The organism is Sphingobacterium sp. B16(2022), assembly GCF_012030425.1.
In the GTDB taxonomy this organism is placed as follows: domain Bacteria; phylum Bacteroidota; class Bacteroidia; order Sphingobacteriales; family Sphingobacteriaceae; genus Sphingobacterium; species Sphingobacterium anhuiense.
Genome location: NZ_JAAUVN010000004.1, coordinates 284,027 through 304,161 on the forward strand (window position 1 = coordinate 284,027; position 20,135 = coordinate 304,161).

Consider the following 20,135-nt stretch of genomic DNA (forward strand, 5'->3'; position numbering starts at 1 on the left):
TTATAGGTTATATTGATTTGTCAATTGTATTAATTCTGTCCGCTAGAGATGTCTCCACTGCAAAAACCAGTTCTTTCCATGTAACATCCAATCGCTCAAGAACCTGTATTCCTTCTGCTGTGATTTCATAATATTTACGTGGAGGTCCAGAAGTTGATTCCTTCCATATATAACTCAGCAAACCGTTATTTTTAAGCCTAGTCAACAAAGGATATAAAGTTCCCTCTACAACCAAGAGCTGTGCTTTTTTCAGTTCGCTGATGATATCCGACGCATATATTTCCCCTCGGGAAATAATAGAAAGAATACAATATTCCAGTATTCCTTTCCGCATCTGTATTTGTGTATTTTCAGCTATCATAACAATACAAAGATATATGTTTTATTATGTACTATGCAATACATAGTACTATATAAATTTCAAAAATAAAATTAAAACGCTGTAAATCAGATAAATAATTTTTATATACGTCTAAATACATTATTTCACTTTTCTTATATTTATCACTATTTTAGCACGAAAATTGATTATAAGGAGTGCATGATAAGATTATTATTAGATTATAAGTGGGTAATGCTTTGGGCTGTAGTGGTTATAGCACTGTGTTGTATGCCAGGACAAAGTTTTGAGAAAGTTCCTTCCTATCCGGGGATGGATAAGCTCGTTCACGCAGGTATGTTTTTCGTATTTTGTACGTTAATTTATAATGGTGTATTGGTTCAGTTCAAAGGTCGCCCTACAAAATGGCTTCCCGTTATTGTTGTAAGTATTTTAGGTATCCTTTTCGCCTTACTGACTGAAGCATTGCAATTGTATATATTCACCTATAGATCTGGTGATTGGTGGGATCTCTTCGCAGATAGTGTAGGCATTGGTATGTCGGGTTTTGCTTACTTGCTTTTTTACGTGAGACGTAAAAAGTAACAGATCAAATATTTAACATTCTAGATCAAATACTGCTTAGAACTTAACGGCGAAGTAGTTGTCTGAGATATGCTAAGCTCGGGCTAAGGTCAGTACAGAAATGCGACAACCCGCCGCAACAAGTTTTTCCGCGGCGGCGGTTAATGTAGCTCCTGTGGTCAATACATCATCTACCAAGAGCACATGTTTATCTGCTAGCATAGTTTCATCTGGGCAAAAAAACACATCTTGAACGTTGTCATATCGTTCCAATCTTGATTTTTTGGTTTGACTTGCCCCTTCACCAACTCGCGTTAATCCATGTTCCAAAACGGGTTTTGACAATGCAATACCAAGGCCTTTTGCTAAATAAAAGGATTGATTATAGCCCCTTTTCTTCAACTTCTTTTTATGCAAAGGAACGGGCACAATGACATCAATATCCTGAAAAGTGTGACTGTTAGACAGCGTCTCACCATATTTCCTTCCAAGGAAATATGCAAGTTGAGGTTGATTGGCATATTTGATTTGATAAAGTATTCGCTCTACCCGCGAGTCCTGCTGCAACAGAAATAGAGCCGAAGCATGCTCAAATGGAAATTTCCCCCACAATTGGCGCGCAACTTGATTATTAAGATCTAAATGAAAATCTGTGATCGGTAAATGAAATAGACAAGAAGTACAGATATACCTTTCTTGACTAACTAAAACATGGCCACAGCCTGCACAAATTTTTGGGAAAAATAAGGCTAAAAAGTCTGATAAATAAAGAAATAATTGGTTTCTCATTTTTGATTATGCCTATACTAACTTAAGTAAATTTGTTCTATTTACAATTAAAATTATAAATAAAACAAATTTATCACAGTCTCTATCATCAATAATATTATTGAGAAGAGGTATAGTATAATCCCTTATTGTTAAGCCTCTTGAGCTTCTTTATCTTTAATTGCTAACTGACCACAAGCGGCGTCAATATCTTTACCACGGCTTCTACGCACATTCGTAATAATACCTTGATTTTTCAGATAATTAGCAAATACCTCAATCTTATCGGCATCGGCATTGACAAAACTTGCTAAAGAAATAGGATTGTATTCAATAATATTAACCTTACAAGGAACATTTTTACAAAATCTTGCTAACTCTTTAGCATCCTCCAGCTCATCATTAAAATTATCAAAAACGATGTATTCAAAGGTTATTGGACTTTTTGTCTTCGCATAAAAATACTTCAATGCATCTGCTAATGCTTCTAATGTATTTTGCTCATTGATGGGCATAATCTCATTACGCTTTTTATCATTTGCGGCATGTAAAGACAATGCTAAATTAAATCGGACTTCGTCATCCCCTAATTTTTTAATCATTTTAGCAATACCAGCGGTAGATACTGTGATCCGTTTTGCCGCCATATTCAAACCATCTGGCGAGGTAATACGCTCTACCGACTTCATCATATTCGCATAGTTCAAGAGTGGTTCACCCATCCCCATATAAACAATGTTGGTCAATGGTTGCTGATATTTCTCTTCGGCTTGTTTTGCGATCAAAACAACTTGATCATAAATTTCATCTGCATTCAGATTACGTTTACGATCCATATAACCCGTGGCACAAAATTTACAGGTCAAACTACATCCAACTTGAGAGCTCACACAAGCAGTCATACGTTCTGGAGCAGGGATCAATACACCCTCAATCACATTTCCATCATACAAAGTAAAACTACTTTTGATCGTTCTATCAGAACTGACCTGTGATTGTTTGACTTTAACAGCACGAATAACAAAATTCTCTTTTAGCTTTTCCCTTAAAGGTTTACTTAGGTTGCTCATCAAATCAAAATCCACACAGGATTTTGCCCAAATCCATTCGTAAATTTGCTTTGCACGGAACCCTTGCTCACCCATTTCAGTAAGCTTCTCTTTAATCTGATCTATCGACAGACTACGAATATCAATTATTTTACTTTTCTCAGTCACAGCGCAAAGGTAAGGTTATTTCTATAAAAAACTTATTTTTATAATGTCATAAAAATCAGAACTCGCTGAATTATAAATTATTACTTGTTATCAACGGGATACAAATGTTAACGGAGCCAACATCGTTCTTGACCAACTTTAAAAAAAATCTTCTTAACTAAATGAAAAACAAGTTTATAATGTGTGCATACGAGATTTAGATCACAGATAAAATATACATTCCCGCTCGAATGGATGCAAAACTTTTCCTAGTTTTGAATCATCAGTTTTGATCAACTTCAAAAGAAGTATTAGAATATAATACCTTAAGCTCACGCTACAGATGGAAATACAGAAACTAGAACACAAGCATTATCCCGATGTTGCCCGCATTTACCAGCAGGCAATCGATGCAGGAAACATCACTTTAGCGACAAAAACTAGTTCTTGGAAAGATTGGGATAAAGATCATCTCGAAAATATGCGCTTTGTTGCCATTGAGAACAATACTATAATCGGTTGGGTAGCATTATCTCCTGTACTACAGCGAACAGGCTACCATGGTGTAACCGAATTAAGTATTTATATCGATCAGGGTCATCAAGGCAAAGGAATTGGCAAAGTATTGATGCAGCATATTATTGACACTTCTGAAAACGCGGGCATATGGACGATCATGTCCTTTATTTTTCCTGAAAATGATAAAAGTATCTTGTTGCACAAAAAATTCGGATTTAAATTATTAGGCACGCAGCAAAAAGCGGCCCAGCTAAAGGGAATTTGGATGGACAACTGCATTTTAGAGCGGCGGTCAGCACTAATATAAACTTAGAGCCCCATTTTTATTAGAAAAATGGGGCTCTTGCACAATAGATTACTATTTATTATCCATGTATGGCTTCTTTCGTTCCATACGATTGGATCAAATTTCCTTCAAATTCCAACCATTCTTTCCAACGCTTATCAACATCGACATCCGTTGAGAATTGACGTGCGAAATTAAGAAACGTTGTATAGTGATTAGCCTCAGAAACCATTAGATCATGATAAAACTTCGCTAATTCCTCATCCTTTATATTTTGAGACAATACTCTAAAGCGTTCACAGCTTCGAGCTTCAATCATGGCTGCAAATAACAAACGATCTATAAAAGCCATGTTACGGGAACCGTCCTTTTTATTGAATTTCATCAGTTGTCCCACGTAATCATCTTTACGTTCTTTACCCAATGTATAGCCTCTTTCTTTAATAATATCAATGACCATTTGGAAATGTTGCATTTCTTCAATAGCAATCGCTGTCAATTCATGTACCAATTCTTCATGTTCCGAATTGTACATAATTAATGAAATAGCATTTGAAGCTGCTTTTTGCTCGCACCAAGCATGATCAGTCAGAATCTCTTCTAAATTTCCTTCTGCAATATTTGCCCACCTTGGATCCGTTAACAATTTCAATCCTAACATTTTGTCCTCTCTATTTTTAAAACACAAAGTTAAGCATATCTCTCCGATATAAAAATGTTGAATACTACTTTAACCAAGGTCTTATTATCCCTTATTAAGAGCAGCTCTAACCTGAGGAGCTATCTTTGTTCCAAAAACCTCAATTGCTTTCATCATATCAAGATGATTTGGTGCACCAACATCCATATGTGCAGAAAAGCGCGTCAATCCTAAAGATTCCTGTATTTTTAAGATTTTATCTACAGCATAGTCCGCGTCTCCAATAATTAAATGACCATGTGATGAACGTCCAAAGTCATATTGAGTCCGTTGGTATGGTGGCCATCCACGATCGCCGCCTATGCGGTTCATTTGTGCTGCATAAATAGGATAGTAAGCATCGGCAACTTGTTGTGAATGATCACCAAAAAGAGCATGCATATGTACACCTACCTGAAAATTAGCCATATCATGACCGTTATCGGCATAAGCTTGTTGGTACATTTCTACCAGTGGCTTAAAAGCTTCGTACGTTCCTCCAATAATAGCAAACATAACGGGTAAACCTAATTTCCCAGCGCGAATAACAGATGAAGTTGTACCTCCTACCGCAACCCAAATTGGTAATTTAGGTTGAACAGGTCTTGGAAAGATCTGTTGATTTACTAATGTGGGACGAAATTTACCCGTCCAATTAATCGTATCCTGATTATTTAGTTTGACCAATAGGTCCAATTTTTCTTCAAATAATGCTCCATAATCATTTAAATTATAACCAAACAAAGGGAATGATTCAATAAATGATCCTCTACCTGCCATAATCTCCGCACGTCCATTTGATAAAACATCAACTGTCGCGAAGTCTTGAAAAAGTTTAACAGGATCTGCAGAACTTAACACGGAAACTGCACTCCCTAATTTTATATTTTTAGTAACAGAAGCGGCTGCCGCTAATATAATTTCTGGAGCTGAAACAGCATAGTCCGGACGGTGATGCTCACCCATTCCAAAAAAATCCAGCCCTACTTCATCCATCAATTTTATTTGTTCAATAATCTGATGTAACTTTTCCTGTGAAGATTGTATTTGCCCTGTTTTGGGATCAATATGCAAATCGCCAAACATTCCTATTCCTAATTCCATATTATTCTTTTTTTTATGATTAAACAAACTTATCAATTTTCTAACTCTTAAAAATTGATCTACAACAAGAAAAAACTAGAAAATACTTTTTTGAAAACATGATGACAGTACAGCCATCAAACTAAAAGAAAATGAGCATAACCATTATTTAACACATTCTTGAGACTGATCACTTTAATGCAAAATGCTTTACTGTTGCTTTTACGACATCTGCCACATGACCATCAAAATGATGATTCCCCTTCATATAAATAGTTTCTAAATTTTTTAACCGAATATTCTTAATCGGGAAACTCACTCCATCTTCACCAAGCAAAATAGCCGTTCTAACATTGACCATTTTATTGATCTCGGCAACAACATCCATACTTCTTTTAACCTCACTCCTCCCAAACAGGTCTGAAACATGGATCTCCAAATCTGTAGAAGTTGATGGTTCCAGAAGTGCCACAGCCTGCAATCGCTCCTTCCATTCTGCGGTTAATTTATTAACCAAAAAAGGAATAACATCTGCACCAAAGGAATATCCGACAAAATAAACGAGGTGATTCTTTTTACCTACCAATAATTTTTCAAGATTGCTGCTTAGTTCCTTCGCAATCTGATCTGCGGATTTCTTATCCCAAAAAAAGCTCTTCGAGTTTACAGCTCCAACTGTATATCCCTGTTTCCCCAAGAGCTCGCAGTAACCTGTTGAAAAACTATTAAAACCGCCATCACCACTTAGATAAAGGACAGTAGGGCTATTCGCATTACTGTTCCAAATCTTAAGCGGGATATCTTTCTGCTGTCCCATTACTGTTAATTTTAACAAAAACAAGAGGATAAATAACCCTAATTTATTGCGTACCATCTGTATCCTATCCATTATCTGGCTTCATTACTTTAGACAAAGCTTGAGGCAACTGTAATAGGTCAAAATCATTGCCAAAAATTAAATACTTATTTTCCCAGATCGTCGCATACTTTTCTTTAAAATCTCTCAAACTCTGATAATGTTTAAAAGAGCCCACTTTGTCGGCCGCAAATTTCATAATCTGCTCTGCAGGGTTATCTGGAGATTCAATCCCGCTCATCGGTACCATTCCCAGATTGATATATTTAGCACCTTTTTTCCGGGCATAATCAACCAGATTTATAATTAGAGCATCCATACATCCTCCGGGAGCATGCTCCACTTTACGGATAAGATCATACGTACACTCCCCTTCAGTAAAATCTGGTATAATATTCAAAAAGGCGACAATCTTATTTTGATCATCTTTTAACGCTATCACATCTTGTTCAGCAATTACTGCTGCATCAAACTGTCCTTGCGAAAAGATCATTTCTTTCTTATCGAACACCGTAAGCCATTCATCAGAAACAGCCTTCAGTTCAGCTACAATCGCATCCGACTGCGGGGCGGTGAGCAAAACAGTCGCATACCCTTTTTTTTCTAAGCTATTTAAAGAATTCCGAAGCGATTTTCTATTCTTACCTTCTAAAGAAAATGATGCAACATCCATCAAGGCCTCCTGCCCTATAATGATCTTCCGCTTTCGAAGCTCCAGAAAATAAGGCAAGCTGTTTTCATCAACGCGGTAATACACGGACTTTAACCCCAAAGAGGTACAATAAAGTTCGAACTCTGCAATTACTTCATCTTTATCGTCAAATGCACATACAGGTTCATCTAAAACAATCGCGAAAGCTTGACTGATACGGTAAGAGACAAAACCATCTGTACGCTCAGAAAAATACAATTGTTTATCTGGAGCGATTTTAAAATAATCCATCGGCGACCCTCCATACAATTTGAGTAAACGCTTCGCCTTATCCAGCACGTTCTGCTCATGATCTTCTTCATGAATAATCCTAGGACACAAGAAAGTATAGATCAACAACATCCATGAAAACAGACCCAGAAAGTGTGTAATATTCAAAAACTCCTGACCAAAAGTTGTTAACGGATTGAGTTCGTCATTAAATAACAAAAAACTCTGCATGGTATGATATATAGACTGCTGCCAGGTAAAATCAATGCCAAAATGCTTTTTGTCAATCACATAAAAACAGACAAACCCAAACAAACACACGCCTGTCAAGGCAATGAAAAAGGTCGCAAAACCGATACGCATCCAATTTTTATTGGTCTTAATCCGGTATTGCCTTTGGTTCGTAACCAGTAATACAATAATAAATAAGGACACCAATGCTTCTTCATAATCTAGTGCCTTACCAATATGTCCCAGTAAGGATAGAAAAGAAAATATGAGAGCAATCCAAAAAGCCGATCTGTAACCCTTAATCAGATAAGCGGCACTGACCATCAACCCAAGTCCTAAAACCAATACCATCAACTTAGATGCATGCATCGCTTCGATAGGAAGGTAATATTTTTCAAGCCGCATCCGTTCCACCAGTGGCGGTGTTGCTACCGAGATGAGGTTGATGATCCCTAAAAAGAAAATGGCAATGGCGGGTAAAATTCGTGCAATGATCTGCCTTCCACGCCAGATAAAAGAAAAAACTCCAAAAATTAAGGGCAACCAAAATTCAAATGACCGATAGATAATTGTCAGCCCTAAGCCTTCTTCTTTACTATAACCATAAGAAGTAAAGATATATAACATCGTAAATTCTACAGCGCCTAAGCCTCTCAAAAAGGGAGAGACCATCATCAGAACGACTGTAATGGTATAGGCCACAGCTGCAGCTTCAAACGAAACATGTGTCTGTAGCGCATACATGCTAATAAATGCATGGGCAATACCACAGAACTCAATAGCGACAGAAACCAGAATGGTCATCCATAGATATCCTTTGTGAATATGTGCAGAAAACAGCTCATGAATATTACCGATCAGCTTCGGAAATTTAGTCTCCAGCCATCTATACAATCCATTTTTTACTCTAATCGACCAGAAAAACAGAAAGGATAAACCGAGTAACAAACCAAGTACGACCAAAGATATCCAGGCATTATCAAAGTTTTTATGATCAAAAACAGTATACAGAATAATAGGGACACCAATAATAAAAACAGTCAGTAACCCGACATACCCATATATGGCGCCTGATTGATGAATTTTGGTCGAGTTAAGTTGTTTCTTTCGTAACTGCGAAGTGGTATAGGCCAATGAACTGACCCCTCCGGCCGGAAGGAATACACTCAGTAGATTCCTTTTTAAAAAGAGTTCAACCGCATCCCATAGATTCAGTTTCAATCCGATAGATCGGAAACTAAAAATATACATCACTCCTTGTAACAAAATATATAATAAAGTGATTCCAAACCCAACTATTAACCAATTAAAATCTGCTGAAGCCAGCTGGGGACCTATGGAGGCTATTTCTTTACGTTCGCTTCTAAAAAAAACAAAGGCCAACAATACAATAAAAATAGCCAATAGCTCCTTCCAGTACGTTTTTGGAGACAGCTTTTGGATACCACTTAGCAATGATTTCTTCATATGAGTATGCTATTTTATCTATGATAAATATAACGAGTATTTATCCTCTTTAAATAAATAAATTGTGACCATTGTTTTAAACGTAGATAAATTTATGTCCATATGACAACAGATAGCCTGATAACGGCAAGAATCAAATTGTAGAAAAAAATGTATTCAACACCATCCTTTTATTATCCTTTTGAGCTAAGTTTCTTTTTGTAAATAATATTACAAGATGAAAAACAATCAATTGAAAATATAATGAATAGAGTATTGTGCTTTTTGCGTAAATTTCCATCGATGGAAAAACAAGAAATACTTTTTATAGGTTTAGTCTGGCCGGAACCAAGTTCTTCTGCGGCTGGATTTCGTATGGTACAGCTACTAAAAAGTTTTCAAAAAAATGATAACACCATCACCTTTGCAAGTGCCGCATCTAAATCTCCATATAGTGCCGATCTAGTCGCTATGGGTATTAATGAAGTGGAGATCAAACTCAATGATGCTAGCTTCAATGATTTCGTTCGAGATCTTAAACCTCATATTGTTGTTTTTGATCGCTTTATGACCGAGGAGCAATACAGCTGGCGAGTAGCACAAGAGTGTCCAGATGCTGTCAGAATACTCGATACCGAAGATTTACACTTCTTAAGACACGCCCGCCAATCCAATGCTAAAAATGGCGAACAGTTTGATCAAACCTTATTGTATTCCGATATTGCTAAACGGGAAGTTGCCGCAATCTTACGCTCGGATATCTCGCTCATTATCTCCGAACTTGAGATGCAATTATTGACGAATCAGTTTGCGATCAATCCATCCATCCTCTATTACCTCCCCTTTTTGGAAGAAGAAATTGATGAAGCATGTATAGCGAGCTGGAAGACTTATGAAAACCGTGCTGACTTTATGTTTATCGGCAACTTTATACATGAGCCGAATTGGAACACCGTACAGTATTTAAAAACCGAAATTTGGCCCTTGCTCAGGAAGCGGCTTCCTAAAGTAAGTCTGAATATCTACGGTGCCTATCCAAGTCAAAAGGTACTTCAACTTAACAATCCTAAGGAACGATTCTTTGTTCATGGAAGAGCAGACCATGCCCAAGATACCATGTCCAGACACCGTGTCCTATTAGCTCCTATTCAATTTGGTGCCGGTGTTAAAGGTAAATTTATAGATGCTATGCAAACAGGAACCCCCTCCGTTACAACAACTATTGGAGCTGAAGCAATGTCAGGAGACCTGCCATGGAACGGGTTTATCGCAAATGAACCGCAACTATTTGTTGAAAAAGCAATCGAAATTTATAACAATAAAACAATCTGGTTAGAAGCACAGCAAAACGGTATCACCATCATTAATCAGCGCTATTCACGCACGAGGTTTGAAGACGATTTTCTAATGACCATCCGTTTCATCAAAGCACAGCTTCAGGCCCATCGACAGCAGAATTTTATGGGACAGCTGCTGCTCCACCATTCTTTATTAAGCACGAAATACTTATCCTTGTGGATAGCTGAAAAGAATAAGAAATAAGCTTATTTAAGCCCTTCCCACCATTTATCATATCGTTTATCTAGCTGTTGCAAATAAACAATCTCCCCCATTTTGGGTGTTAACACAGGAATTTCTGCTTCTTCCGCATACTTACTGACCAGAGAAAGCGGTTCCTTCCAGTCGTGCAGTGCCAATGCAAACTTGCCAGAATGTACTGGTAGAAAATGTTTAGCCTGAAGATCAACAACCTCCTTTAAAAGTTCGTCGGGCATGGAATGGATATAACGCCATGTTTCATTATACTGACCATTTTCCAGGATCGCTAAATCAAAAGGGCCATATTTATCGCCGATAGTCTTAAAATGTTTCCCATAGCCGCTGTCTCCACCTAAAAAGAGCTTATACTTTTCTGTTTGTAAAACAAATGATGTCCAAAGTGTTGTATTACGCTTAAACTTTCTTCCTGAAAAATGACGTGCAGGTGTAGCTACTATCTTAAACTCCTTTTCAAAAGATGCCTCATCATACCAGTCCAATTCCGTAATCTGATTTTCAGCAAATCCCCATCGCTCGAAATGGGCGCCAACACCAAGACCACAGATCACATTTTTAATTTTTGAACGTAACTGTATTATGGTTTTATAGTCCAGATGATCATAATGATCATGGCTAATTAACAAAAGATCAATCGGCGGAAAATCATCAGCCTGATAAACATACGATAGATTGAATGGCTTATTGCTCCCTGGAACAGGAGAAGCATTATCCGAAAAGACGGGATCTACAACAATGATCTTACCGTCAATCTTCAGGAGGTAAGAAGAGTGTCCAAACCAGATAAGCAAATCAGCATCAGGTAAATTTTTAAGATCCTGCTTCATAACCGGAAGTGGCATCTTAGGGCTTCGAATAGCACGATCTTTAAATAAAAAAGCATACATCGCTCCGACAAAGCTTTCGCCCTCTTTCAATGATGGAGTATATTCCAAATTTTGAAACTGCGAATCCCTAAAATTCGGAGACTTCATAACACGTTCCAGACGTGTTCCGGTGATTTTTCCTCCAAAAAGAGGTCTCATTAAATAAACATTACCCATTACAATTAATATAATTACACTAGCAAGAACTATCTTTAAACGTTTACCGATCTTCATTTCAACCAAACTTAGATAAATTTGTATTATTTCCTGTTATTATTGAATGACACGATACAAATTCATTTACTGGAAACTTCCTTATTTGAAGTCATGATCGTGATCCACTTATAAATCCAGCTACCACGATCTAGAATGATGATAAAGCGGAAATATAGAATCTGAAATTCAATCTTTGACTTGATATCATGAATAAAATCCCATAGCATATTAAACGGATAACCCAACATTATACTTTATCTCGAAATCATATGATTATATTTTTACAAAAAGCTGACAGTTAAAAAGTGTTAATATGGTGTAACATGTCGTTCTTGATACTACTTTTACCGCAAATATGAGAGCGCTGTATTTACTGGTCCTGATCTTCAATTTATTCCTATTACAGGGAGATGGAATTGTTTTGACCAACAGTCATTTTCATAGCAGCACAGGCTCTGTTTCTTCCTTCCTAGGTAAGTCTCCTGAAACAAAAATAAAAAGTTCACATATCCATTCTATCTTCAGTAAAGCGTTAAATGAACGCACATATGAAATGACAGAAGATGATGTCGAAGATGAACTTGTTTTTGAATCGCATACGATTACTGTTTTCAAAAACATTGCTTTGCTCAGTTATGCACTGGCACTGATTTTTGTTCTTAAAAATTTAAAGAACCTCCTATCGGTTTTTAAGACACAGCATTTTACTTCTACAAACAAATACATTTTACAGCGCGTCCTTCGCCTGTGATATCTCCCACTCTTCAGCATTAAAAAAATAGCTTAAATAGGCATCATAGCATGGTATATTTTCCAATCGCTATCTGTACTGTTGTTTAGCATTGTGTTCTGAAGAGCCTCTTCCGTCCTGGAATATTACCCAATTTATTACAATATATTAATAACTATTTCATCCATGAAAAGAATTAGCACAGGCATGCTTATAGGTCTGTATGCCTTATTGGTCCTAACAAGCTGTTCCCAAAAAAAAGAAGAAAAGATTGAGAACGTCCAGTATCAAGTAACCAATCCAATATTAATTGATACCACCCTCTCTAAAAACTATGTCTCCCAGATTCAATCGATCCGTAATATCGAGATCCGAGGTCTTGAAAAAGGATACTTACAACAGATTTATGTCGATGAAGGCCAGACTGTACAAGCGGGTCAGCTTTTATTTAAAATAATGCCTAAATTCTACGAAGCTGAGTATCTCAAAACGCAGGCACAAGTTAAAGCGGAAGAAATAGAACTTGAAAATACGAAAGCATTAGCAGATAAGAACATCGTTTCTAAAAATGAATTGGCGTTGGCACAAGCGAAAGTTGATCAGGCCAAAGCAGAAATGTCATTGGCAAAACTTCATGTAACGGCAACCGAGATTCGGGCTCCTTTCGCAGGAACCATCAACCGGATTCCCTTGAAGCTTGGTAGTTTGGTCGACGAAGGTGAACTTCTTACCAGTTTATCCGACAACAGTCAGGTGTATGCTTATTTTAATGTATCGGAATCTGAATACCTCGACTACCAGACGAATACGGAAAATAGAGCCAACAATGAAGTGAATTTACTTCTTGCAAACAATCAGTTACTGAAATACAAAGGAAAAGTAGAAACCATAGAGAGCGAATTTAATAATGAAACAGGAAGTATTGCTTTTAGGGCACGCTTTCCTAATCCAGATAAACTTCTTAGAAACGGCGAGACAGGGCGTGTACAAATGCTTGTACCGCTGAAACATGCCTTGATAATTCCACAAAAAGCTACTTACGAGATTCAAGATAAAACCTATGTCTTTGTCATTGACAAAAATGGAGTTGTTAAATCTCGAAACATCACCATTAGCAATGACCTTCCTGATCTATATGTTATCTCTTCGGGACTGGCGCCCACAGATAAAATATTGATCGATGGCGTTCAGAAGGTTAAAGATGACGATAAGATAAAATTCGAATTTGTAGCGCCGCAGGAGGTTATGTCCCATTTGCAAATACACGCTCAATAATTCACCTCTAAAAAATTAACGATGTTTAATAAATTCATTCATAGACCAGTTCTGTCCATCGTCATTTCCTTGATTATTGTGTTTCTTGGAATATTGTCGATGCTCAAACTGCCCATCACGCAATTTCCGTCCATCTCTCCACCTAAAGTAAACATAACGGCGGAGTATCCCGGAGCAAATGGCGAGCTGATGGTAAAATCGGTATTGATCCCCCTAGAGCGTGCGATCAATGGTGTACCCGGCATGAAATACATTACCTCAGATGCAGGTAATGACGGAGAGGCTTCTATTCAGGTTATTTTCAACCTGGGAACAGATCCCAATCTCGCTGCAGTCAATGTACAAAATAGGGTTTCCTCTGTTATCAATAAATTACCGCCTTTAGTCGTTCGCGAAGGTGTAAAAATAACCCGTGAAGAGTCTAACATGCTCGTCTACGTCAATTTATTCAGTAAGGATCCCAAAGCCGATCAAAACTTCCTCTTCAACTACGGTGATATCAATATCCTGTCCGAGCTGAAACGGATTGATGGTGTAGGAGTTGCCGACATTCTAGGTAACAGAGAATATGCCATGCGTATCTGGTTAAAACCAGATCGTATGCTGGCTTACAAAATATCTGCTGATGAAGTACTAAAAGCACTTGATGAACAAAGTTTGGAAGCTTCTCCTGGTAAAACGGGCGAAAGCTCTGGAAAGAGATCACAAGCATTTGAATATGTACTTAAATATCCAGGTCGATTCAATACCAAAGAGGGTTATGAAAACATCATCCTGAAATCAAATCCTAGCGGTGAAGTACTGCGTGTAAAAGATGTTGCTGATGTCGAATTTGGAAGCTCGATGTATGATATCTATTCTACGCTAAATGGTAGACCTTCCGCAGCAATTGTTATTAAACAGTCTTATGGAAGTAATGCGAGTGATGTTATTAAAAACATAAAAAGCAAATTAGCAGAAATCAAAGAAACGAGCTTTCCAAAAGGCATGGATTACGAGATCAGTTATGATGTTTCCAAATTTCTTGATGCATCAATTGAAAAGGTCATCCATACCCTTCTTGAGGCCTTCGTCCTCGTTGGTATTGTGGTATTTCTGTTTTTAGGAGATTGGAGATCTACCCTTATTCCTGCCATGGCAGTTCCAGTTTCTTTGATCGGCACATTTGCGTTTATGTCCATGTTTGGAATTACCCTCAATCTCATTACCCTATTTGCACTGGTCATGGCTATTGGGGTTGTGGTTGATGATGCCATTGTCGTCATTGAGGCTGTACACGCCAAGATGGAGGAAAAAAATCTGTCACCTCTCAAAGCGACGGAAGAAGCGATGCATGAGATAAGCGGGGCTATCGTAGCCATCACACTGGTTATGGCGGCAGTATTTATTCCAGTAGCATTCATGTCAGGACCTGTTGGTATCTTTTACAAGCAGTTCTCCATTACCATGGCCACAGCCATTATTTTATCTGGTGTGGTTGCGCTAACACTTACACCTGCGCTTTGCGCCATGATCCTAAAAAATGGACATGGACATCCAAAGAAAAAAACGCCATTAAATAGGTTCTTGACAAGCTTCAATAATCTTTTCACAAAAGGAGCTAATCGTTACCAAGATCTACTTCGTAAGATCGTTAATAAAAGACTGGTCACATTCGTACTCTTGGCAGCATTTTGTTCTGCGATCTTCTTTTTAAACAATAGCCTACCTTCTGGTTTCATTCCAAATGAAGATCAAGGCATGTTTTATGCCATTATTCAAACTCCTCCAGGGTCTACCCTAGAACGTACCAATGAAATTGCCGAAAAACTTCAGGCAATAGGTATGGGAATTGAAGGTGTAAAATCGATTTCTTCTCTGGCGGGTTATGAAATTCTAACTGAAGGTACTGGAGCTAATACTGGAACCTGTCTGATCAACTTAAAGAGTTGGGAAGACCGTAAAAACTCTGTTCAGGACGTGATGCACGAACTCGAAGAAAAGTCAAAAGATATTACCGGAGCTACGATTGAATTTTTTGGACCTCCGGCAGTACCCGGATACGGTGCCGCAGGTGGATTTGAATTGCGCCTTTTGGATAAAGCAGGTTCTGGTGACTTCAAAAAAATGGAAACTGTAAGTAAAGATCTTGTAAAAGAATTGAGTAAACGCCCCGAACTGGCATCTGTCTTTACCTTTTACAGCGCTAGTTTCCCTCAGTTTATGTTGCATATCGACAACGAAAAAGCCGAACAAAAAGGAGTTACGATCGACAATGCGATGAGTACACTATCCACATTGGTAGGAAGTAATTACGAAACCAGTTTTATCAAATATGATCGGCAGTATAAGGTCATGGTACAGGCATTGCCGCAATATCGCGCACAGCCGGATGATATCCTGAAACTGTATGTGAAAAATAATCGGGATGAGATGGTTCCATATGCGGCATTTATGACATTGGAAAAAGTATATGGTCTTTCCGAAATTACAAGACACAACATGTACAACTCTTCAGAGATCAGCGGTTCTGCAGCCCCTGGATATAGCAGTGGTGAGGCGATTAAGGCTGTTACTGAAGTAGCCAAAGCATCCCTTCCAAGAGGATACGGTATCGAATGGGCAGGGATTTCAAAAGATGAAGTTTCCCGCGGAAACGAAGCGGTCTATATCTTTCTGATCTGTCTTACTTTCGTTTACATGATCTTAGCAGCGCAGTACGAAAGCTTTGTCTTGCCACTTGCAGTTGTACTTTCTTTACCTGCAGGTATTTTTGGCGCATACTTCTTACTGAAAGTATTAGGTCTTGAAAACAATATTTATGCGCAGGTAGCCATGGTTATGCTCATTGGTTTGCTCGGTAAGAATGCGGTACTGATCATTGAATTTGCGGTACAAAAGCACAATGCCGGTAGTTCGGTTCTTGCTGCGGCAATCGAGGGAGCTGGGGTGCGATTCCGTCCGATCTTGATGACATCCTTTGCATTTATTGCGGGTCTTATTCCGCTGGTATTTGCTACAGGACCTGGAGCTATTGGAAATAAAACCATAGGAAGTGCTGCCGCCGGCGGTATGCTCATAGGAACCGTATTTGGTCTACTCATCATACCCGGACTATACTATATTTTCGGAAAAATTGCGTCGAAAAGTAAATTAACGTCTTACGAAGACGAGAATCCATTATCAGAAGAAATCGATCACAATGTATAATATTAAGATAAGAAAGTGGATCGGAATAGCCGTTATGTGCTTTATAGTCGCAAGCTGTAAAGTACCCGCTATTCCAATTGTAAAAGAGAACAAGGTACTTCCTGTAGCGTTTAATGACTCGACAGCTTCATCTCAAGACAGTTCAAACATGATTGTTACGCCATGGCGTGACTTCTTTTCAGATCATTACCTGAGCAGTCTGATTGATACAGCTTTGAAAAACAATCAGGAGCTTATGATCACTTTGCAAGAGATAGAAATTGCGAAGAGCGAAGTTCGGTTTAAACAGGGACAATTACTTCCTACTGTTGAAGCGAGAATCGGAAGCGGTGTCGAAAAAGTTGGACGCTATACAAGTCAGGGTGCAGGGGATGCGAGTACTGATATCGCACCCGGAAAGAAATTCCCTGATCCGCTCATGAATTATGAAGCTGCTCTTACCGGAAACTGGGAAATAGACATCTGGGGTAAATTGCATGATCAAAAAAAGGCCGCTATAGCCCGCTACCTCTCCACGATGGAAGGGAAAAACTTTGTTTTGACAAATTTAGTTGCTGAAGTGGCCAACAGCTACTACGAGTTACTTGCTTTAGATAACCAACTCGACGTCGTACAAGAAACTATCAAGCTCCAAAAAAGTGCATTAGAGGTTATCCAAGCACAAAAAGAGGCCGCAAGATCAACCGAACTTGCGGTTCAGAAATTCAAAGCTGAAATGCTCAATTCGCAAAGCTTAGCGTACGAGATTAAGCAGGATATTCAGGAAACTGAAAATAGGGTTAATCTTTTATTGGGACGATTTGCGCAAAAGATCCCACGGGATAAGAACAGCTTTCTAACGATGATATCACCTGCAGTTCATAGTGGTATTCCTTCCCAGTTATTAGCCAATAGAGCAGATATCAGAAAAGCAGAATTGGATCTAGCGGCTGCAAAATTGGATGTTAAAGTTGCCCGTGCAGAATTCTATCCCTCTTTTAACATTTCTGCAACTTTAGGTTTAGAGGCCTTCAAACCCTCCTATTTTGTAAAAATGCCCGAGTCTATGTTATATTCTCTTGCTGGAGAACTTGCCATGCCTTTGATAAATAAAAATGGTATTAAAGCTGAATTTAGCAAGGCTAGTGCACTGCAGCTACAAGCGATGTACAACTATCAGCAGACGATATTAAGTGCTTATGCCGAGGTTTCAAACCATCTTTCCAAGATCAGCAATCTGCAAAAAAGCTATGATCTTAAATCACAGCAGGTAGACGCTTTAACAAAATCAAACGATATCTCTAATGATTTGTTTAAGTCTGCCCGGGTTGATTATTTCGAAGTACTGATGACCCAGAGAGATGCATTAGAAGCAAAGTTAGAGCTGATTAAAACAAAAAAAGATCAGTTGAATACTGTCGCAAATACCTATCGTGACCTTGGCGGGGGTTGGAAATAAGATGAATATTTAAGGTAAAAAAGCAGACATTAAGGGGCTTACAGTTAATCTGTAGGCCCTTTTGCTTTATAGTTTTTTATCATGAAATTAAGAGCCACTTCTCTTCTCCAACTACGACGCTGTTTTATTGTGCTTCAGCAATAATTTTTAAAACTTTAAAAGCAAAAAACAGTTTATAGTAGAAACTATTGATTAAATTCAATAAAGGTTTAGAAAAAGTTAATTTACTAATACTAACGCTATGTGGAAGAAATACAATATAAACATCATCTTTTTTGCTTTGATCTTTACAGGTTGTAAAAGCACTAAGAATGATGCGGACATCCTCTATTACGGAGGTCCGATCTTAACCATGGAAGACGGTAATCCTCAAGTAGAAGCGCTTGCTATTAAGGATGGGAAAATTCTTTTTGCAGGTACGAAGAAAGAAGCCATGAATTATGCTGGTTCTAAAACCGCTGAAGTAGATTTAGAAAACAAAACGTTAATGCCCGGATTTATTGATGCACATAGTCATGTTACTTCGCGAGCAGGCATGTCTCAGGCTGTTGACCTTTCTCCAACTCCTTACGGTACAGTAAACAGTATTGCAGAACTGCAGACCACACTAAAGGATTATATCAAAAAACATCAGCTGGATCCAACTACTCCAGTGATGGGGAATGGATATGACGACGCGATTATTAGTGAGCATAGACATCCTACACGTGCTGAACTGGATGCTGTAAGTACAACAAATCCCATAATCGTGATTCACACTTCAGGTCATGCCAGCGTTATCAATACGGCTATGTTCAAGTTACTACAGATTCCTGAAGATGCTAAAGATCCGCAGGGAGGACATTACGGACGCGATCCAAAAACCCATAGTCTAAATGGGAAATTGGAAGAAAATGCCAGTTTCACAGCACTAATAAAGTTAACCTCACTTTTACCAAAGCCGACCGAAACAGATGGTTTATCACAGTCCCTTAAAGATTTTTTAGCGGCGCAGGATGAATGGTTTAGTTATGGACAAACCACGATATGTGATGGTCGAACTATGGGTGTAGGACTTACCTTACTTCGAGAAGCAGCGGCCAAGAAGCTAATAAAGGCAGATATCGTTTATTTTCCTGATTTTGAAGCCAACAAAAAGGAGTGGGAATCATTTTTACCACATTACATGAAATATGAAAATAACCTCAAATTTGGAGGTTTCAAATTTTCGGATGACGGCTCTCCACAAGGTAAAACAGCTTGGTTGACACAACCCTACTTAGTTCCTCCTGAAGGACAAAACAAAGATTATAAAGGCTTCCCAATTTTTACGGATGAAGTTCTTTATGAAGATTTAAAAACGATTTTCTCAAAAAACATCACCGCTCAGCTACATGTGAACGGCGATGCCGCTATTGATCAGGCACTGCGTGTAATAGGAAAATTAAAAGAAGAAGGTATTTATAAACCGGAAATCCGTGCCACACTCATTCATGTGCAAAATAGCAGACCTGACCATATTGCCAAAATTAAAGAAGTGGGTGTCATACCTTCATACTTCTCTGGGCATGTTTATTTATGGGGTGATTGGCATTATAGCAGTGTCTTCGGGCCTGAAAGAGCTGCTTTTATAAGTCCTGCAAACGCTGCAAAAAATGCTGGTATCACATTTACCATACACCATGATGCTCCTGTAACGCCACCGGATCTGATAACAGGTGTATATTCTGCTGTCAATAGAATAACACGCTCGGGTATGGTCCTGGGTTCAGATCAACGTATTCCGGTTATCGATGCGCTAAAAGCGATCACCATCAATGCCGCTTATCAATACCAAGAAGAGGATATAAAGGGTTCATTAAAAGCAGGAAAACTTGCAGATCTTGTTATTTTAAATAAAGATCCTTTGACCATTGATCCGAAAGAATTACGCTCTGTTCAGGTCATAGAAACAATCAAGGAAGGTAAGACAGTATTTAAACGATAGCTACGCAT

16 protein-coding genes are annotated in these 20,135 nt (G+C 38.3%); 8 read left to right on the plus strand and 8 right to left on the minus strand.

The features are described 5' to 3' along the window. Positions 1 to 7: 7 nt before the first annotated feature. Positions 8 to 361 (minus strand): PadR family transcriptional regulator, encoded by a 354-nt coding sequence (locus HCX49_RS19560; RefSeq protein WP_132771639.1) that lies wholly within the window; start codon positions 359 to 361, stop codon positions 8 to 10. Positions 362 to 541: 180 nt separating this feature from the next. Between HCX49_RS19560 and HCX49_RS19565 the strand changes: the two genes are divergently transcribed. Next, positions 542 to 925: a VanZ family protein gene (locus HCX49_RS19565; protein ID WP_132771640.1), complete on the plus strand. Its 384-nt coding sequence runs from the start codon at positions 542 to 544 to the stop codon at positions 923 to 925. A 72-nt stretch (positions 926 to 997) separates the two neighbouring features. Here HCX49_RS19565 and HCX49_RS19570 read toward each other — a convergent pair whose 3' ends face one another. Together HCX49_RS19570 and rlmN are read right to left on the minus strand one after the other, a co-directional pair. Further along, positions 998 to 1,693: a ComF family protein gene (locus tag HCX49_RS19570; RefSeq protein WP_132771641.1), complete on the minus strand. Its 696-nt coding sequence runs from the start codon at positions 1,691 to 1,693 to the stop codon at positions 998 to 1,000. Between the two features lie 131 nt (positions 1,694 to 1,824). Then, the gene (gene rlmN / locus HCX49_RS19575; RefSeq protein WP_021189386.1) at positions 1,825 to 2,889 is read right to left on the minus strand and encodes a 23S rRNA (adenine(2503)-C(2))-methyltransferase RlmN; all 1,065 of its coding nucleotides are present in this window, start codon (positions 2,887 to 2,889) and stop codon (positions 1,825 to 1,827) included. A 322-nt stretch (positions 2,890 to 3,211) separates the two neighbouring features. On the opposite strand from rlmN, the gene HCX49_RS19580 reads away from it, so the two are divergent. Continuing rightward, positions 3,212 to 3,694, plus strand: coding sequence for a GNAT family N-acetyltransferase (locus HCX49_RS19580; RefSeq protein ID WP_132771642.1), 483 nt, complete (start codon positions 3,212 to 3,214; stop codon positions 3,692 to 3,694). A gap of 58 nt (positions 3,695 to 3,752) precedes the next feature. Here the strand turns inward: HCX49_RS19580 and HCX49_RS19585 are convergent, their stop codons facing one another. The 4 genes from HCX49_RS19585 to HCX49_RS19600 form a co-directional block, all read right to left on the minus strand. Further along, positions 3,753 to 4,334, minus strand: a complete 582-nt coding sequence (locus HCX49_RS19585) for a tRNA-(ms[2]io[6]A)-hydroxylase (protein WP_021189384.1) — start codon at positions 4,332 to 4,334, stop codon at positions 3,753 to 3,755. Between the two features lie 84 nt (positions 4,335 to 4,418). Further along, complete coding sequence (locus HCX49_RS19590) at positions 4,419 to 5,456, minus strand: LLM class flavin-dependent oxidoreductase (RefSeq protein WP_021189383.1); 1,038 nt, start codon at positions 5,454 to 5,456, stop codon at positions 4,419 to 4,421. 169 nt (positions 5,457 to 5,625) lie between these two features. Next, positions 5,626 to 6,252: an AcvB/VirJ family lysyl-phosphatidylglycerol hydrolase gene (locus tag HCX49_RS19595; protein WP_168127926.1), complete on the minus strand. Its 627-nt coding sequence runs from the start codon at positions 6,250 to 6,252 to the stop codon at positions 5,626 to 5,628. Positions 6,253 to 6,316: 64 nt separating this feature from the next. Then, positions 6,317 to 8,911: a phosphatidylglycerol lysyltransferase domain-containing protein gene (locus tag HCX49_RS19600; protein ID WP_168127927.1), complete on the minus strand. Its 2,595-nt coding sequence runs from the start codon at positions 8,909 to 8,911 to the stop codon at positions 6,317 to 6,319. Between the two features lie 282 nt (positions 8,912 to 9,193). Between HCX49_RS19600 and HCX49_RS19605 the strand changes: the two genes are divergently transcribed. Further along, positions 9,194 to 10,432, plus strand: coding sequence for a glycosyltransferase (locus tag HCX49_RS19605; RefSeq protein WP_168127928.1), 1,239 nt, complete (start codon positions 9,194 to 9,196; stop codon positions 10,430 to 10,432). A gap of 2 nt (positions 10,433 to 10,434) precedes the next feature. Here the strand turns inward: HCX49_RS19605 and HCX49_RS19610 are convergent, their stop codons facing one another. Next, complete coding sequence (locus HCX49_RS19610) at positions 10,435 to 11,547, minus strand: MBL fold metallo-hydrolase (RefSeq protein ID WP_237682855.1); 1,113 nt, start codon at positions 11,545 to 11,547, stop codon at positions 10,435 to 10,437. 337 nt (positions 11,548 to 11,884) lie between these two features. On the opposite strand from HCX49_RS19610, the gene HCX49_RS19615 reads away from it, so the two are divergent. From HCX49_RS19615 to HCX49_RS19635, 5 genes are all read left to right on the plus strand, one after another. Then, entirely contained in the window at positions 11,885 to 12,280 is a 396-nt protein-coding gene (locus HCX49_RS19615) for a hypothetical protein (RefSeq protein ID WP_168127929.1), read from the plus strand. Positions 12,281 to 12,445: 165 nt separating this feature from the next. Continuing rightward, a complete protein-coding gene (locus HCX49_RS19620) occupies positions 12,446 to 13,534 on the plus strand; it encodes an efflux RND transporter periplasmic adaptor subunit (RefSeq protein ID WP_132771647.1) in 1,089 nt (362 codons plus the stop codon). Positions 13,535 to 13,555: 21 nt separating this feature from the next. Next, a complete protein-coding gene (locus HCX49_RS19625) occupies positions 13,556 to 16,723 on the plus strand; it encodes an efflux RND transporter permease subunit (RefSeq protein ID WP_168127930.1) in 3,168 nt (1,055 codons plus the stop codon). Further along, positions 16,716 to 18,161 (plus strand): TolC family protein, encoded by a 1,446-nt coding sequence (locus HCX49_RS19630; protein WP_168127931.1) that lies wholly within the window; start codon positions 16,716 to 16,718, stop codon positions 18,159 to 18,161. The genes HCX49_RS19625 and HCX49_RS19630 overlap by 8 nt, the downstream gene beginning before the upstream one ends. Before the next feature lie 241 nt (positions 18,162 to 18,402). After that, positions 18,403 to 20,127 (plus strand): amidohydrolase, encoded by a 1,725-nt coding sequence (locus HCX49_RS19635; protein ID WP_168127932.1) that lies wholly within the window; start codon positions 18,403 to 18,405, stop codon positions 20,125 to 20,127. Positions 20,128 to 20,135 lie beyond the last annotated feature (8 nt).

Excerpts from the sequence above, each read along its gene's own strand:
- HCX49_RS19560 (WP_132771639.1), bottom strand. The coding sequence starts at position 361 with ATGATAGCTGAAAATACACAAATACAGATGCGGAAAGGAATACTGGAA.
- HCX49_RS19565 (WP_132771640.1), top strand. The coding sequence starts at position 542 with ATGATAAGATTATTATTAGATTATAAGTGGGTAATGCTTTGGGCTGTA.
- HCX49_RS19570 (WP_132771641.1), bottom strand. The coding sequence starts at position 1,693 with ATGAGAAACCAATTATTTCTTTATTTATCAGACTTTTTAGCCTTATTT.
- HCX49_RS19580 (WP_132771642.1), top strand. The coding sequence starts at position 3,212 with ATGGAAATACAGAAACTAGAACACAAGCATTATCCCGATGTTGCCCGC.
- HCX49_RS19585 (WP_021189384.1), bottom strand. The coding sequence starts at position 4,334 with ATGTTAGGATTGAAATTGTTAACGGATCCAAGGTGGGCAAATATTGCA.
- HCX49_RS19590 (WP_021189383.1), bottom strand. The coding sequence starts at position 5,456 with ATGGAATTAGGAATAGGAATGTTTGGCGATTTGCATATTGATCCCAAA.
- HCX49_RS19595 (WP_168127926.1), bottom strand. The coding sequence starts at position 6,252 with ATGGGACAGCAGAAAGATATCCCGCTTAAGATTTGGAACAGTAATGCG.
- HCX49_RS19600 (WP_168127927.1), bottom strand. The coding sequence starts at position 8,911 with ATGAAGAAATCATTGCTAAGTGGTATCCAAAAGCTGTCTCCAAAAACG.
- HCX49_RS19605 (WP_168127928.1), top strand. The coding sequence starts at position 9,194 with ATGGAAAAACAAGAAATACTTTTTATAGGTTTAGTCTGGCCGGAACCA.
- HCX49_RS19610 (WP_237682855.1), bottom strand. The coding sequence starts at position 11,547 with ATGAAGATCGGTAAACGTTTAAAGATAGTTCTTGCTAGTGTAATTATA.
- HCX49_RS19615 (WP_168127929.1), top strand. The coding sequence starts at position 11,885 with ATGAGAGCGCTGTATTTACTGGTCCTGATCTTCAATTTATTCCTATTA.
- HCX49_RS19620 (WP_132771647.1), top strand. The coding sequence starts at position 12,446 with ATGAAAAGAATTAGCACAGGCATGCTTATAGGTCTGTATGCCTTATTG.
- HCX49_RS19625 (WP_168127930.1), top strand. The coding sequence starts at position 13,556 with ATGTTTAATAAATTCATTCATAGACCAGTTCTGTCCATCGTCATTTCC.
- HCX49_RS19630 (WP_168127931.1), top strand. The coding sequence starts at position 16,716 with ATGTATAATATTAAGATAAGAAAGTGGATCGGAATAGCCGTTATGTGC.
- HCX49_RS19635 (WP_168127932.1), top strand. The coding sequence starts at position 18,403 with ATGTGGAAGAAATACAATATAAACATCATCTTTTTTGCTTTGATCTTT.